This window comes from Verrucomicrobiia bacterium (genome assembly GCA_019694135.1).
Classification (GTDB): Bacteria; Verrucomicrobiota; Verrucomicrobiia; order JADLBR01; family JAIBCM01; genus JAIBCM01.
Window position 1 is genome coordinate 136,235 of record JAIBCM010000004.1, and the last position, 14,747, is coordinate 150,981.

The following is a 14,747-nucleotide window of genomic DNA, read 5'->3' on the forward strand; positions in this document are numbered from 1 at the left end:
AGTGTTAAGATAACAAAATGAAGATTGTCGTTTTAAAGGGCGGTATTTCGGCAGAGCGTGAAGTTTCTTTGCGTTCGGGAGCAGCTGTCGCAAAAGCCTTACGTGAAAAAGGTTATGAAGCCGAGGAGTTGGATGTGGTTTCTGAAGAGTTTGTCTTGCCTGTTTGCGATGTGGTTTTTATCGCGCTGCATGGCACGTTTGGTGAGGATGGCCAAGTGCAAGCTATCTTGGATAAGCAAAATTTAATTTACACGGGTTGTGGACAGGCCGCTAGTGAGAAGGCTTTTGATAAGGTGGTTTCGAAAGAAATCTTTGTGGATCACGAGGTGCCTACGCCTGCTTTTGAAATTTGCAAAAAGGGGGAGCGTCCCTCATTAGCTCTGCCGTTTGTGGTGAAGCCGTCGCGGCAAGGATCCAGTGTGGGAATTTCTCGTGTGGTGTCACAAGAGCAAGTAGATTCGGCTTTGACGCTTGCTTTTCAGTACGATGACGAGGTAATTGTGGAGCAGATGATTGTGGGTAAGGAGTTAACGGTTGGTGTTTTAGGGGATCAAGCTTTGCCAGTAGTTCATATCGAGCCCCAGGAAGGGTTTTATGATTATCAAAATAAATACACTGCAGGCCGAACGTGGTATCATTGCCCCGCAGATTTATCGAAATTAGTTACGGAAGCAGTTCAAGAAGCGGCTTTGAGCGCACATCAGGCTTTGGGTTGTGAGGTTTATTCGCGAGTGGATGTTTTGTTGGATGCACAAGAGCGCCCCTGGGTTTTGGAGGCAAATACGATTCCTGGCATGACAGAAACTAGTTTGTTGCCCAAGGCGGCAGCTGCGGCTGGGATTGGATTTGGGGATTTGTGTGAACGTATTGTGTTTTTATCGCAAGCAATGAGAAAGAAAAATAATGTTATTTTATGAAGAGTTCATTTGGGAAACGAAAATTAAATGATGGTAATCGACGCAAGGCTGGTAAAGCGATTTCGTTGCGTGCGAGTATTCAAAAAAGTCGAGGACGGCGTCATGGGGCAAAGCAGTTGCGAAATATTTTGTTGGGTTTAAGTGGAGTTGGATTGGTGTTGGTATTGGGATTTTTTTTGGGACGTTGGGCGTTGAATCGTTTGTTGTATCAAAATCCGCGTTACGCTTTGACGCGTGTGGATGTGGAATTGCAAGGTCGATTAAGGAGGGATCAAGTACTACGATGGGCAGATATTCCTGCTGAAGCGAATGTTTTGGCGTTGAATTTACGAGCGATTCAAAATCGTTTAGAGTCGCAATCTTCCGTGCAAACGGCTGAGGTTTTGAGAGAGTTGCCAAATCGTTTGGTGATTCGTGTGACGGAGAGACGACCTTTAGCGCGAATTGTGATTAAAACGTTATTGGAGGAACAGGAAGAATCTTATTATACGATTGATGAAGAAGGGTTGGTGATGCGTTTGCGACCTGGGGAAGATTTTCGACATTTGCCGGAGATTCGAGGTGTAGATAGTGAAAAAATTGTGGTTGGTGAAAAGATTGAGTTAGGAGAGGTTTATAGCGCACTTTTTTTATTATCCTTAATGGAGCAACGATTGGCTCAAGCTCAATTTCATTTGTTTTCAATTGATGTGTCGAAGGAAGGAATTTTGGAAGTGAATTTGGAAGAGGGCGGAAAAGTTAGATTTTCTGCTAGTTCGAATCAGTTGAAGACGCAATTAGAACGGTTTGAAAAGATTTTAAATTATTGTGGTGAAGTGCACCGTAAATTGTTAAGTGCTGATCTTACAGTCAATCGTAATGTGCCGGTGACATTCGCGCCGGTGGAAATTTAGGTTATGTTATTTCGTTCAAAAGAGACAACGTTGGTAGCAGTAGAAGCTGGCACGAGCAAAATGGTGGTGGCGGTAGGCCATGTTCGCCATGATGGGGTGTTGAAAGTGTTGGGTTTGGGAGAATCAAGTTCTGCTGGAGTACGAAAAGGGGATGTGTTTGATCCGAAAACAGCTTCGGACGCCTTGCGTGAAGCGATGGCAAAAGCGGAGGAAAATGCTGATGTTGTTATTCATGAAGCTTTTGTTGCATTGAGCGGCGCTCATTTGGAATGTGTGGTGCAAAGAGGTTCCACGATGATTTCTCAGGAAAAAAAGGTGGTGACGGAAGAAGATATCGAGGAAGCGCGAGATTTGGCTGAAGAAATGTCTTTGCCAGAGGGTCGATGTCATGTGGCGACTTTGCCGAAGGGGTTTTCTATTGATGGTGGGCCGCGGGTTTCCGATCCTGTGGGCATGAATGGAACGCAAGTTGAGGGTGAGTTTTTAATTGTGCATGGTGTGGCGAGTCGTTTGCATAATGTGATGGATCGTGTGCGTGAGTTGCAAATTGATGTGTGTGATTTTTCGCTGAGTCCGATGGCTTCGGCTGAGGCTGTGTTGACGGAGGAGCAAAAGAAGTTGGGTGCGCTTGTGATTGATTTGGGAGGGGGATTAACTCATTATGCGGCTTATATCAATGGACAGATTGAGTCATTAGGGGTTTTAGGCGTGGGGGGAGATCATGTGACACAGGATTTGAGTCGTGCGTTTAATTTGCCATTGAGATTGTCGGAAGATTTGAAATGTTCGCAAGGCGCGGTAATCGGAGAGGATCGAGTGCGGGATGAAGTTATTGCTCTGAAACCGATGAGCGGTTTTGCGGGGAAATCGATTTATCGAGAAAGTTTAATTAAAGTCATGAAGACGCGATGGGAGGAGGCGTTGTTGATTGTTAAAAAGCAGTTGGGAGAAAATTTTTTGGATTTATTATCAGCAGGAATTTTTCTTACTGGAGGCGGTTCGCGAACCCAAGGAATTCAGGTTTTAGCCGAGACGATTTTTCAGTTGCCTGTGACTTTGGTGAAGGAGCATGCGTTTAATGGTAATGTGGGTGAGTTGGCGCGTCCGGAGCTTTCGACAGTTTTGGGAGTTTTGTTATTGGGGCAAAAACGGGTTTTGCAAGAGAGAGGCGATTCTTCGTTAGGGCAGCGGTTTAGTCGCGCTTTGAAAAAAATGAAATTTATTGTTTAATGATTGATAGAGTTATGAAGATTCAGGTTTTTGGTTTGGGTGGTGCAGGGCTTCAGATGATCGGATCGATCAAGCCAACGGATTCTGTGCAAGTTGTGGGTTGGGATGCTGATGAGAGAGCTTTGAAACACTGTTCATTAAAAGAGAAGCGATGGATTGGTGCGGATTTGTTGCGGGGTTGGGGAGTTCGTGGAGATAAATCGGTAGGCGCGCAAGTATTTCGATTGCATGAGCAGGAAATGAAAAATGAAATTAAGACGTCTGCGATTGTTTTTTTAGCGGCTTCGTTAGGAGGAGGATTGGGGGCGGGCGGATTAGCATCAGTTGTTAGCTGGGTTAAAGAGAAGGGAGCGCTTCCTATTATTTTAGTTTCGATGCCTTTTCAATGGGAAGGTGTTCGAAATGTTAATCAGGCTATGCAAACGTTGCAGGAATTAAGAAAAACTGGAGAGACTGTTTTTATTTTTCCGGCAGATCAGTTGACCAAAGAGGGTTGGGCAGAGGGCGAAAGGGCAGATCAGAAATGGCACGCTGTGATTGAAGCGATGGGACAATGTTTGAACGGTTTGATAGAAATGATTACGAAAAAAGGACTGGTTTTTTCGGAGACTGAAGAAGTGTTGAAAGCCATTACGACTATATCGCATGGCGCCAGCTTGCAAGGAGGATTTGGATGGGGTGAGGGGAAGGGAGCTCATGCCATGGACGAAGCGCTTGCTACAGTGATCGCGAATGACTGGTTGCGAGATGCAGCGACTTCGGCGCATGAAGTTTTGGTGGCAGTGTTAGGAGGACCTAAGTTGGCTTTGGCCGAAGTGAAGAAAGCAACAGAATTTTTGAAGCAGCATGTAGGCAATGAAAATACGCATTTTATTTTTAATGCGATTTTGGAAGAAAGTTACGAGGGAAAAGTTAAATTGGTCATTTGGACAGCAGGAGTTAAAGGTGGTGACGAGTTAGCGGTAAATGTGCAGGAAGTAGCGGATGAAAGTAAAATTTCGCTTCCGCTAGAAGAATCGGCATCTTTAAAAGAGAAGGAATTGAAACAGGAAGCTTTTGCTTTTGAAACTCCTAATCGTGGCCGATTTGAAAAAACGGATGCAACTTTTTATCAGGGTGAAAATTTGGATATTCCCACTTTTTTAAGGAAACAGATTCGTATTCGTCAGGTATCGGTATGAAAGTGGTGTTTATTGGCACAGGTGAAATTGGGGTGCCTTGTTTAAATAGTTTGGCAGAAAGCGACGAGTATGAAGTAGTGGCCGTTGTAACGCAACCCGATCGACCTGCAGGTCGACAGATGCGTTTGCAGACGAGCCCGATTAAACAGGCGGCTTTAAAATGGCATATTCGTATTTACCAACCGCAAAAAATTAATGAAAAAACCGTAGTTGCACAGTTGCGTTATTTAGAAGCAGACGTATTTGTGGTGGTTGCTTATGGACAAATTTTATCGCAAGCCATTTTGAATTTACCCAAATTGGGTTGTTTGAATGTTCACGCGTCGCTGTTGCCGAAGTATCGGGGTGCGTCACCGATTCAAGCCGCTATTCGAGCGGGTGAGCGTTATTCAGGCATTACGATTATGTGGATGGATGAAGGTTTGGACACTGGCGATATATTGTGCTCCCAACGTCTTTCGATTCGAAGCGATGAGACGGCAGAGACGTTGCATGATCGTTTGGCAGAGTTAGCTCCTAAGACTTTGAAAGAGGGATTAGATTTGTTGCAAAAAGGAAAAGCGCCTCGCATGAAACAGAAGGAAAAGGAGGCGATTTATGCTAAAAAAATTAAAAAAGAAGAAGGCTGGATTGATTGGAAGCAAGAGCAGGTGGCCGTGGATCGGCAAATTCGCGCAATGATTCCTTGGCCAGGAGCTTATACGTGGTTGAAAGTAGGGAACCAGCGAAAGTGTTTAAAAATTTTTAAAACGATTTTATCCAATCGATGTCACGGTAAACCAGGTGAAGTAGTGAAAGTGGATAAACACGGCATTTTGGTTGCTGCGAAAAAGGGAGGACTTTTATTGCGTGAAGTGCAATTGGAGGGAAAACAGAGGATGGCAGCGACAGATTTTGTGCGAGGTTTTTCGATTCCGATTGGAACTATTTTGGAATCGCCTTAGGAAGGTGTTCCAGACAATATTCTTGGCCATCAGCGGCAATACGAAAATGCAGGTGAGGATTGGTTAAATCGGTTTTTTTACACACGAAACAGTTGTGAAATGCTTCTGAAACCGGTCTTGGATGAGATTGAATTTTTTTCTTTCGAAGATGAGCCGATCGTCTTTGAAAAAGAATTCGCGCGATATCTTTTCCAAAAAAGAGAAAATAGTTAAGGTGCGCAATCAATAGAGATATTTTTCCTGCAAAAGAAGTGTTGAAAAAATATACAATAAGAATGAACAAACTAAAGTAAGCCAACCATTTGACTTTAATGGGTAAAATAAAGAACACCAAAATTTGATAATTGGGATAAAGCGTAGCAAAAGCAAAAAAAATAGTGCTGTAAATAAACCCTCCCGTGGCATCTACCCAATTAAAAATAAAAGCGATGAGTGTTGTGCTCAATAGACCAATAAAGAAATAGAGATTCACGCGAAATGCGCCCCAGGCCTGTTCCAGGCCATTGCCCAGCATCCACAAAAACATGAGCGCAAAAATAATCCAAAAAAGATTAACTGTTGGTGGAATGAAAACGTAAGTGAACAAACGCCAGACTTCGCCTTGAAGAATAAGCTGAGGGTTGAGAACCAGATAATTAATGAAATCAGGTTGAAAACGAAGCAGGACAAAAGTGATGGTAGACAAAAAAACAATGCCAGGTATCAGATGCGGGATAGCAAAACGGCCAAATTTATTTTCTAGATAAGCAAGCATTTAATATTTTGGTGTTTTAGGATCCACTTCATTGGCCCAGGCTTCGATGCCACCTTTGACATTCCACACTTTTCTAAAACCAGCCTGTTGCAAAAGTTGAACGGCTTTCGCGCTGCGCATACCGCTCTTGCAATGAATCACAATTTCATCCGCAGAATCCAGTTCATGAATACGCGCTGGCAATTCGCCCAAAGGGATGAGCCTAGAATTGGGAATGCGACAGATTTGAAATTCATGCGGTTCTCGAACATCGAGCAAAATAAATTTATCTTTTTGATTAAAACGATTTTTTAATTCGGTGGCGGAAATTTCCGGCACTACGGGTTCTTCATCCTGCGTGACGGGTCCCTCCACAGCGGGCATGCCGCAGAACTGCTCGTAATCGATCAATTCTTTAATGGTAGGATGATCGCCGCAAATGGGGCAGTTCGGATTTTTACGCAGTTTTAATTCTTTAAATCTCATTTTGAGCGCATCGAAGAGCAGAAGTTTACCGATCATGAGATCGCCCAAGCCTAAAATAATTTTAATGGTTTCAATCGCTTGCAAAACTCCGATGATTCCCGGCAACACGCCTAAAACACCACCTTCTGCGCAACTGGGAACGAGACCGGGTGGAGGGGGTTCGGGATAAAGACAGCGATAGCAAGGGCCTTGCGATGCCCAAAAAATGGTAGACTGGCCTTCAAACCGAAAAATGCTTCCGTAAACATTCGGTTTATCGAGTAAAACGCAGGCGTCATTTACGAGATAACGCGTTGGAAAATTATCTGTGCCATCCACGACCACATCATAATCTTTAATGATGTCGAGCGCATTATCCGAGCATAAAGCGGTCTCATAAAGTTGCACTTCGCTGTAAGGATTAATTTCATGAATTCTTTCCTGAGCGGAAAGCACTTTGGGTTTTCCGATGCTTGATGTTCCGTGAATAATTTGGCGTTGCAAATTGGAATAATCGACCGTGTCAAAATCGACAATACCCAATTTTCCCACGCCAGCCGCAGCAAGATAAGAGAGCAAGGGCGAACCCAAACCTCCTGTGCCAATGGCCAAAACGCGAGAAGCTTTTAATTTTTTTTGTCCTTCGATCGTGACTTCGGGCATAATCAAATGCCGGCTGTAACGCTTAATTTCCTCATTGGAAAGATTCGTCCGACCAAAACTCTGAACAATACGCGGTAAATAACTCATAAACAACCTAATTTGCTTAGCAGGATTTTTGAAGAATGCAATGTGTAGGGTTATTTAGTTTGAAGGCCAATTTTCAAACTAGGACACTATCAGAATGCATAGTGAGCAATTTTGAATTTTGCTTATCAATAGTTAATTTTAATTTGACAAGGTCATTTTCGTAAATACTTTTGAATTTGAGGAAAGTAACCAATCACTAGGAGGTAAATATTATGGGACTATTGAGTCAAGCCGCGAAGAAAGCTCTTAAGGACACACTTAAAGCGACGGTGAAACAGGGGAGGCAGGCCCAAAAAGATGCTAAAACTTTTTTAGCTGGAGTGAGAGAGTCTTTAACTCAAGCTAAAGACCGTCTTCCTCCAAAGGATATTCTTAAAGCAGAACCCAAAGGATATTTACCCTTAATGGATCAGAACGCCTTAGACGATGCCAGAAAAATCATTAGAGGAGCGCCCGACCAGCTTGAATCGCTTAAAGTGCAAGCTAAACGTGCTTCTGAAGAAGTGGGGCAGCGGTTTAAAGAGGTTGAGAAGCAGGTTGAACGTGTAGAAAGATATTCGGATATTCACCCCTCCGGACATCCGCTGTTGGAAGAAGCCAAGGAGTCGTTGGCGATAGCGGTTCGCGATGCGGAACTGGCTGCAAAACGTGTCAGCGATGCTAATGAAAAAATTAATCAAATTTATGATAAAGTAGATGGTGCGAAAGAAACTATTATAAAATATACCGGTTATGGTCTTGCAGTGGGAGCAGCTTTAACTCCTCAAGAATCGTTGGCAGCAGATGTAGCAGAAGCATCTTTGGATGCACTTGGAGTAGTCGAAACGATGGCAAGCGGTCCTTTGGGTGCTCTTGCCGGTTGTTTAATTGCACCAGCTCCTGGTAAAAGCAGATTGGATATTTTTTCTTGCATGAGTCATGAGGTAAATGAGGTAGGCAATGAGTTAGTAAGTAGCCCGGCTGCAAAGAATGTTTGGAATCACATTGAAAATCAATCCAAAGCTGCCATTCAATCGGGCGGAGCAGGCATATTTTATTGATTCTCGTTTGTCTTATCATTCTTCATCGTCAGCTTTTGAGCTGGCTTCAGGCATCACAACGCCTTTTTTTGCGGTTTGAATGAATTGAATGATTTCTTTGATTTCTGAAGAAGCGGATGCAAGGTCAAATTGTTTCAAAGTTTCGTTGAGATTTTTTTCAGAAAGAAACAGCTCATGATAAAGACGTTTTAACGCCATGCGGGTTTCTAAAGAAAATTGTGCGCGTTTAAGAGCGACGCTATTTAAACCCATCAAACGATTTGTCGCATCGCCGATCATGAAAGGAGGAATATCTTTGCTGATGCGTCCTCCGCCGCGCAGCATGCCCATACGACCCACGCGACAGAATTGATGAATCACGGTGTTGCCAGAAATGAAAGCTTTTTCGCCGATTTCGACATAACCCGCGCATAAAGCGTGGTTCGCGAGAATGGCGCCATCTTTAACTTTGCAATTATGAGCCAGATGAGAGCTGCCCATTAAAAAGCAGTGATTCCCGATTTCTGTAGCTGTTTCGGGTTGGGTGCCGCGATGGATAGTGGCATATTCGCGAATTATGTTGTGATCGCCCATTCGCACGTAGCTAATCGTTTTAAAATCGAAAGCGTGATCTTGAGGTTCAGCGCCAATAATCGCTCCATAACCAATTTGATTATGATTTCCAATTGTTGTGTGACCTGTAATGACAGCATGAGCACGAATCTCGCAATTTTCTCCGATAGTAACGTGTTCATCGATAATAACGCCCGGGCCAATTTGAACGTTGCTTGCAAGTTTGGCCTTGGGATGAACGTGTGCGGTGGGATGAATCATAAACGGTTTGCTGCTCGGAAACTAAACCAACCTTCAGGAAATTCCGAGGTTCTTTTTCCAATGATCACGTGATCGAATAAGGCAATTTCTAAGATTTTGGAAGCTTCAAGCAAGGTTTGGGTCATTTGCATATCGGCTGTGGAAGGGGAGGGGTCGCCGGAAGGATGGTTGTGGACCAAGATAATAGCATGAGCGCGGCGTGCGATAGCCGATGAAAAAACTTCGCGAGGATGAGCAAGAGTTTGATCGAGCAAGCCTCGTGAAATTTCTTCGATGCTAATGAGCAAACGTTTAGCATTGAGCAAAATCACGCGCACACTTTCATATTGCAACGTTTTTAATTCCTCACCCAAAAGCTCGTAAACCGCTTCAGGCGTTTCAATCTTTTGTTGTTGAACCAGTTGACGGCGTAAGCGAGAACCCATTTCAAAAGCCGCTTTGAGTTGGATAGCTTTAGTCATTCCTACGCCTTTGATTTGCGCCAAATCTCGCAAGGAAGCTTGGGCTAGACCATCGAGACTATGAAATTTTTTGAGTAATGTTTCACCCAACTGCACAGAGGAAATGCCCGTAGTGCCCGTGCGCAAGAGAATCGCTAGCAATTCCGATTCTCGCAACGCTGAAGGGCCTTGATTCTGCAATCGTTCGCGAGGTCTTTCTGCGGAGGGCAGTTCACGAATTTTGAGCATGCTCAAAATGATAGCGATGTGATCGAAATGAGGAAAGGGATTTTATGGGTTAGTGGCTAAAGACTGTAATCGAATATGAACATCTTCCTGAACCGCATCCCAGAGTTGAATGATGAATTGTTGGACGTGTTGTTTGGCTTGGAGAAGAGTTTCCGGTGTGAACGATTTGCGATCAGGCGGAAGTTGATGCGCGGAGAGGTAAAATTTAATTTTTGGTTCCGTGCCTGATCCGCGCACGATAATTTGCGCGCCATTATCCAATTTAAAGAGAAGCATGAGTTCTTTGGGAATCGGTTTGCCATCTACATCAACTAGATTTTCTTTAGCAAAATTCATTTTTTCTACGACGGCGTGGCCTAAATAGTTCTTAGATGGATTTTGTTCAAAAGATTTTAAAATGCCTTGAATTTTGACTGCGCCTTCAGCGCCTTCGAGAAGAAATTGTCCCAATTTTTCATAGAAGAAGCCGAGTTCCGAATAAATTTGGTCCAGATACTCGAGCAGGGTTTGATTTTGTGAGCGGGCATGAGCCGCGGCTTCCACGAACATAAGTGCGGCTGCGTTGGCATCTTTATCGCGAACATAATCTCCGCCGCTGTAGCCGTAACTTTCTTCGCCACCAAATACGAAGTAGCACCCTTTTTTCAAATGGGCGTTGCGCTTTTCTTCTTCAGAATAGGAGCGATAATGTTTTTCATTGAATCCTTGCTCGACGAGTTGTTGTTCGTAGTCGCGCAGTTTTTCTCCAATATATTTGAAACCGGTTAGGGTGTTGACTAGTTTTAGTCCAAATTTTTTAGCGATAGCTGTTTGCAGTTCGGTGGTGACGAAGGTTTTGATGAGACAGGCATGGGTTGCATTTTGTGAGGTGAGAATGCCTTGCTGGAAAAGTGTGGTGGTGCGGTAATAAGCTAAAATGGAACCGATTTGGTTTCCAGTAATAAGTTCGTAATCGTCTTGCGAGTTACGAATGGCAACACCCATACGGTCGCAATCGGGATCGGTAGCAATCACGATGTCGGCTTTATCTTTTTGAGCTTTTTTTATGGCGAGAGTGAGCGCTTCGCTATTTTCTGGATTGGGCGATGCGACAGTGGGGAAACGGCCATCAGCGCTGAGTTGTTTTCTAACGAGTAGGGGTTTAATTTTGTATTTTTTTAAGGTGGGAACGATCGCATGTGCGCCTGTGCCGTGGAGCGGTGTGTAAACGATTTTAAGATTCGAGGCCTGTGTTTCTAAGGTTTCCTGGTCAAGAACTAAAGTTCTCAAGGCTCGCAAGTAAGCTTTATCGGTTTCTGGATTAAGCATTTGGATAGTGGCGCCGTAGCGTGGTTCGAGTTCTCCGGTAGCTTGGATCTGGTTGACTTCGTGAATGATTGCCGAGGCGTGCGGTTCGACGAGTTGCGCGCCATCGTCGAAATAGGCTTTGAAACCGTTGTCGTAAGGAGGATTGTGGCTGGCGGTAATCATGACGCCAGCTTGGGCATTGAGATAGCGAATGGTAAAGGAAAGTTGAGGGGTGGAACGGTCTTCGGCAAAGAGCCAAGCGTTGATGCCTTCGTTGGTGGCGACTTGTGCGACGAGTTGGGCAAAATCTCGGGAAAAATGTCGGGTGTCATGCGCGATGACGAGACTGGGTGAGGGATGTTTGCGAAAAATTTTCTTAAGATAACGGCAGAGTCCACGCGCAGCGCGTTCGACATTGGCATCGTTCATGGCATTGGAACCGAGGCAGGCATGCTCGGGTCGATCCAGTTCGTTAGGGGTGCCTCGTTCGGCGCGGGTGACATATTTACCTATCGTGCGTCCGCGTAGACCGCCGGTGCCAAAGCTTAAGGTTTTATAAAAACGATCGTTGATTTCGGTAAGTTGTTTCTCATCCCATAATTCTTGTAAAGCCGCGCGTTGCCAGGAGTTGGGAAGGGTTAAATGATAGGCTTCGAGAAAGTTTTTGGCTGCCGTTTCAAAAAGTTGTCCTGACGCGATATGGGTAGAAAGTTGTTCTAAGGTAATCATAATGAGTCACCAAAAAACCCAATTCTAAGGTAAAAGGGAAGCTTTTTTTATCGCTATCAGCTTTCAGATTTCGCTTGCTATGTATAAGTGTTCCTTATTAAACTTGGGTCGCATGCAAGGAACTTTAGCTATCCTTCGGAAGCTTGGTAGCCTTATTCAGGGGGACGTTTTCATTCAACATAAAACAAAGGAAAAATATGAGCGATTCAATCGATATTCATGATGACGTTAAATTATTGCACCGAATGGGCTACGCACAGGAGCTCAAGCGGCGCATGAGTGCTTTTTCTAATTTTGCCATTTCTTTTTCGATTATTTGTATTTTGGCGGGTGGCATTACTTCTTTTCAATTGGGCTTTTGTGGCGCAGGCGGGGCGGGAGTAGGGATTGGTTGGCCAGTGGGCGTGTTTTTTGCCTTTTTAGTATCTTTAACTATGGCGCAAGTGGCTTCCGCTTATCCGACGGCGGGTGGTCTTTACCATTGGAGTTCCATTTTGGGTGGAAAAGGATGGGGATGGGTAACGGCTTGGCTCAATTTGAGTGGATTAATTTTTGTGACTGCTGCAGTAGACGTCGGAGCTTACACCATCTTTATTAATGCGGTACTTCCTTATTTTGGAGTCGATCCTGCTGGGCTTACGGCTCATCATCAATTGTTGGGTGTGAGTTTAATTATTTTCTCACATGCATTGTTCAATCACTACGGGATTCATGTGACGACTTTATTGACTGATTTTAGCGGTTATTTGATTTTTGCAGTTTCTATTGTGCTGACTCTTACCATGTTGTTCCTTGCCTCGCATTTGGATTTTGGTCGGCTTGTTACATTTGCGAATTATAGTGGCGATGCGGGAGGAGGAGTTTGGCCGCAAAATAATAGTATTATGATGCTTTTTTTATTGGGGTTATTGTTGCCGGTTTACACGATAACCGGTTACGATGCTTCAGCCCATACTTCAGAAGAAACTGTAGGAGCGGCGAAAAATGTTCCCAAAGGAATTTTACGTTCGGTTTATCTTTCCGGCATTTTTGGTTTTGTAATGGTCGCGTCTTTTGTGTTGGCCATTCCTAATATGGATGAAGCGGCAAAACAAGGGGGGAACGTTTTTTATTGGTTGATGAACACTTTAGTTCCTGAACCACTTAAAATGATTCTTTGGGCTGGCATTGCTTTGGCTAATTATCTTTGTGGCTTGGCTTGTTTAACTTCGAGTTCGCGCATGACTTTTGCCTTTGCGCGCGATGGAGGATTGCCTTGGTCGAAAGGGTTGCGCCATATTTCGCCTGTTCATCGCACGCCGACTTATGCGATTTGGATCACTGGAACATTGGCAGTTTTGTCGACGGCTTATGCTGAGGCTTATGCCACGTTGACTGCGGCGTGTGTTATCTTTCTTTATTTTTCTTATGTGATGCCCGCCGCGGCGGGCATTTTTGCTTATGGTCGCACGTGGACGCGTATGGGTCCGTTTGATATTGGCAAAACGGCTTATCGCATTATTGGCGTCATTTGTGTGTTGGGTGTGTTGCTTATGTTTTATCTGGGAATTCAACCGCCGAATGAAAAAGCGCTCAATATTACTGGCATTGTTATTGTTTTATTGATCGTCACCTGGTTTACCGTGGTGAAAAAACGTTTCAAAGGGCCGCCTTCTGAAGAAGAGGCTCAAGCACGTTTGGAAAAGCTTCAAGAATTGGAGCAACGAGTTGGCGAAGCGGGAATGAAACTTTAAATTCTTTCGAAGTAACGTTTTAATTCCCAATCCGTGACAGCTTCATTGTAAGTTTGCACTTCAAGGCGCGCGGTGTGGACGTAGAAATCCACCACACTGTCACCAAGAGCGAGGCGGGCGAGTTTGCTGCGATTCAATTTTTCTGCGGCTTCAGCTAGAGATTTGGGCAGGCTGGCTAATTTTTTGTCGAGGTAAGCGTTGCCTTGATATGCGTTGCCGCAATCGAGTTTTTCGTCTATGCCAGCCATGCCGGCAACCATCATGGCAGCGAAGGCTAGGTAAGGATTGGCATCGGCTCCGGGCATACGGTTTTCAATGCGAAATCCTTCACTATGACCAACTACGCGAAAACCGACCGTGCGATTGTCCATGGCCCATGCCATTTTAGTGGGAGCCCAACTTGCGGTTTGATAACGTTTGTAAGCGTTGATGGTCGGCGCGTAGAAATAGCAGAGTTCTGGAGAATATTTCATTAAACCGCCAAGAAAATGTTTGAATAGCTGTGAACCTCCATGTTTTTTATTATCCCAAAAAAGGTTTTTATTTTTTTGCCATAAACTGATGTGGATATGACAACTACTGCCGGCTTCTTGCGTGGCGATTTTTGCCATGAAAGTGAGACATTTTCCGTTTTGTTCTGCGATTTCTTTAGCGCCTTGTTTGAACAAAGCATGACGATCAGCAATTTCCAAAGGTTCGTTATAAACAAAGTTTAGTTCATGTTGACCACAACCCCATTCGCCTTTGGAAGATTCGACTGGAATTCCCGCTTCTTCCATTTGATTGCGAAGTGTACGCAAAATCGGTTCATCCCGTAAGGGTTGCATGGTATGATAATCGATGCGATAATCGCTGGAGGGGATGAGATTGAAATATTTTTTTTCTAACGCCTCGTGATAGGTGTGATTGAAAAGAAAAAATTCTAGTTCGCTTGCAATTTTGCTGGTGAATCCGCGTTTTCCCAATGCTTCGATTTGGCGACGTAAGACAGTTCGAGGCGCTTCTTCGACTAAACCATTTTCATGGTGGTGCAGATCGCATAAGACAAAGGCGGCGCCGGGTTGCCAGGGTAACATGCGCAAAGTGGAAAGATCCGGGCGCATTTCAAAGTCGCCAAACCCTTTTTCCCAACTGGCTAGATCAAAACCGTCTTGTGGATCCATTTCCATATTGAGTGTCAGAAGATAGTTGCAACCATGTGTTCCACTTTGAGCCACATGATCTAAAAAATAATGAGCTGTCAAACGCTTGCCCATTAACCGCCCGAACACGTCTGGAAAAACGATTAAGATGGTGTCGATTTCTTTTTTAGCGATTTTATTTTTTAGTTCAGTTAGATTCAT

13 protein-coding genes are annotated in these 14,747 nt (G+C 44.3%); 7 read left to right on the forward strand and 6 right to left on the reverse strand.

All coding sequences use genetic code 11. The features are described 5' to 3' along the window. Positions 1-17: 17 nt before the first annotated feature. The 5 genes from K1X66_07255 to fmt are packed head-to-tail and all read left to right on the forward strand — an operon-like array spanning position 18 to position 5,165. Positions 18-917: a D-alanine--D-alanine ligase gene (locus K1X66_07255; protein MBX7158166.1), complete on the forward strand. Its 900-nt coding sequence runs from the start codon at positions 18-20 to the stop codon at positions 915-917. Continuing rightward, on the forward strand, positions 914-1,810 hold the full coding sequence (locus K1X66_07260; protein ID MBX7158167.1) for an FtsQ-type POTRA domain-containing protein: 897 nt from the start codon (positions 914-916) through the stop codon (positions 1,808-1,810). Before K1X66_07255 ends, K1X66_07260 begins: the two co-directional genes overlap by 4 nt. 3 nt (positions 1,811-1,813) lie before the next feature. Further along, a complete protein-coding gene (gene ftsA, locus K1X66_07265; GenBank protein ID MBX7158168.1) occupies positions 1,814-3,040 on the forward strand; it encodes a cell division protein FtsA in 1,227 nt (408 codons plus the stop codon). 14 nt (positions 3,041-3,054) lie between these two features. Beyond that, positions 3,055-4,221, forward strand: a complete 1,167-nt coding sequence (locus K1X66_07270; GenBank protein MBX7158169.1) for a hypothetical protein — start codon at positions 3,055-3,057, stop codon at positions 4,219-4,221. Then, on the forward strand, positions 4,218-5,165 hold the full coding sequence (gene fmt, locus K1X66_07275) for a methionyl-tRNA formyltransferase (protein MBX7158170.1): 948 nt from the start codon (positions 4,218-4,220) through the stop codon (positions 5,163-5,165). Before K1X66_07270 ends, fmt begins: the two co-directional genes overlap by 4 nt. On the opposite strand, the gene K1X66_07280 is transcribed toward fmt, so the two are convergent. After that, complete coding sequence (locus K1X66_07280) at positions 5,146-5,919, reverse strand: rhomboid family intramembrane serine protease (GenBank protein ID MBX7158171.1); 774 nt, start codon at positions 5,917-5,919, stop codon at positions 5,146-5,148. The genes fmt and K1X66_07280 overlap by 20 nt on opposite strands. Further along, positions 5,920-7,113, reverse strand: a complete 1,194-nt coding sequence (gene moeB / locus K1X66_07285) for a molybdopterin-synthase adenylyltransferase MoeB (protein ID MBX7158172.1) — start codon at positions 7,111-7,113, stop codon at positions 5,920-5,922. It abuts the gene before it with no gap. A 212-nt stretch (positions 7,114-7,325) separates the two neighbouring features. On the opposite strand from moeB, the gene K1X66_07290 reads away from it, so the two are divergent. Further along, positions 7,326-8,153 carry a hypothetical protein gene (locus K1X66_07290; GenBank protein ID MBX7158173.1) on the forward strand — a complete coding sequence of 276 codons (828 nt, stop codon included), beginning with the start codon at positions 7,326-7,328 and terminating at the stop codon, positions 8,151-8,153. Between the two features lie 15 nt (positions 8,154-8,168). Here K1X66_07290 and lpxA read toward each other — a convergent pair whose 3' ends face one another. From lpxA to K1X66_07305, 3 genes are read right to left on the reverse strand one after another with little or no spacing between them, the layout of a single operon-like run. After that, on the reverse strand, positions 8,169-8,966 hold the full coding sequence (gene lpxA, locus K1X66_07295) for an acyl-ACP--UDP-N-acetylglucosamine O-acyltransferase (protein ID MBX7158174.1): 798 nt from the start codon (positions 8,964-8,966) through the stop codon (positions 8,169-8,171). After that, the gene (radC, locus tag K1X66_07300) at positions 8,963-9,661 is read right to left on the reverse strand and encodes a DNA repair protein RadC (GenBank protein ID MBX7158175.1); all 699 of its coding nucleotides are present in this window, start codon (positions 9,659-9,661) and stop codon (positions 8,963-8,965) included. The genes lpxA and radC overlap by 4 nt, the downstream gene beginning before the upstream one ends. Positions 9,662-9,697: 36 nt before the next feature. After that, entirely contained in the window at positions 9,698-11,671 is a 1,974-nt protein-coding gene (locus tag K1X66_07305) for a phospho-sugar mutase (GenBank protein ID MBX7158176.1), read from the reverse strand. A 197-nt stretch (positions 11,672-11,868) separates the two neighbouring features. Here K1X66_07305 and K1X66_07310 point away from each other — a divergent pair, with 197 nt between their 5' ends. Beyond that, the gene (locus K1X66_07310; GenBank protein MBX7158177.1) at positions 11,869-13,404 is read left to right on the forward strand and encodes an amino acid permease; all 1,536 of its coding nucleotides are present in this window, start codon (positions 11,869-11,871) and stop codon (positions 13,402-13,404) included. Here K1X66_07310 and K1X66_07315 read toward each other — a convergent pair. Next, positions 13,401-14,747, reverse strand: coding sequence for a glutamine synthetase family protein (locus K1X66_07315; GenBank protein MBX7158178.1), 1,347 nt, complete (start codon positions 14,745-14,747; stop codon positions 13,401-13,403). The two genes, K1X66_07310 and K1X66_07315, sit on opposite strands and share 4 nt — an antisense overlap.

Coding starts and splice junctions, on each gene's coding strand:
- K1X66_07290 (MBX7158173.1), top strand. CDS start 7,326: ATGGGACTATTGAGTCAAGCCGCGAAGAAAGCTCTTAAGGACACACTT.
- K1X66_07315 (MBX7158178.1), bottom strand. CDS start 14,747: ATGAATCTAACTGAACTAAAAAATAAAATCGCTAAAAAAGAAATCGAC.
- K1X66_07280 (MBX7158171.1), bottom strand. CDS start 5,919: ATGCTTGCTTATCTAGAAAATAAATTTGGCCGTTTTGCTATCCCGCAT.
- lpxA (MBX7158174.1), bottom strand. CDS start 8,966: ATGATTCATCCCACCGCACACGTTCATCCCAAGGCCAAACTTGCAAGC.
- moeB (MBX7158172.1), bottom strand. CDS start 7,113: ATGAGTTATTTACCGCGTATTGTTCAGAGTTTTGGTCGGACGAATCTT.
- K1X66_07260 (MBX7158167.1), top strand. CDS start 914: ATGAAGAGTTCATTTGGGAAACGAAAATTAAATGATGGTAATCGACGC.
- K1X66_07310 (MBX7158177.1), top strand. CDS start 11,869: ATGAGCGATTCAATCGATATTCATGATGACGTTAAATTATTGCACCGA.
- K1X66_07270 (MBX7158169.1), top strand. CDS start 3,055: ATGAAGATTCAGGTTTTTGGTTTGGGTGGTGCAGGGCTTCAGATGATC.
- fmt (MBX7158170.1), top strand. CDS start 4,218: ATGAAAGTGGTGTTTATTGGCACAGGTGAAATTGGGGTGCCTTGTTTA.
- K1X66_07255 (MBX7158166.1), top strand. CDS start 18: ATGAAGATTGTCGTTTTAAAGGGCGGTATTTCGGCAGAGCGTGAAGTT.
- K1X66_07305 (MBX7158176.1), bottom strand. CDS start 11,671: ATGATTACCTTAGAACAACTTTCTACCCATATCGCGTCAGGACAACTT.
- ftsA (MBX7158168.1), top strand. CDS start 1,814: ATGTTATTTCGTTCAAAAGAGACAACGTTGGTAGCAGTAGAAGCTGGC.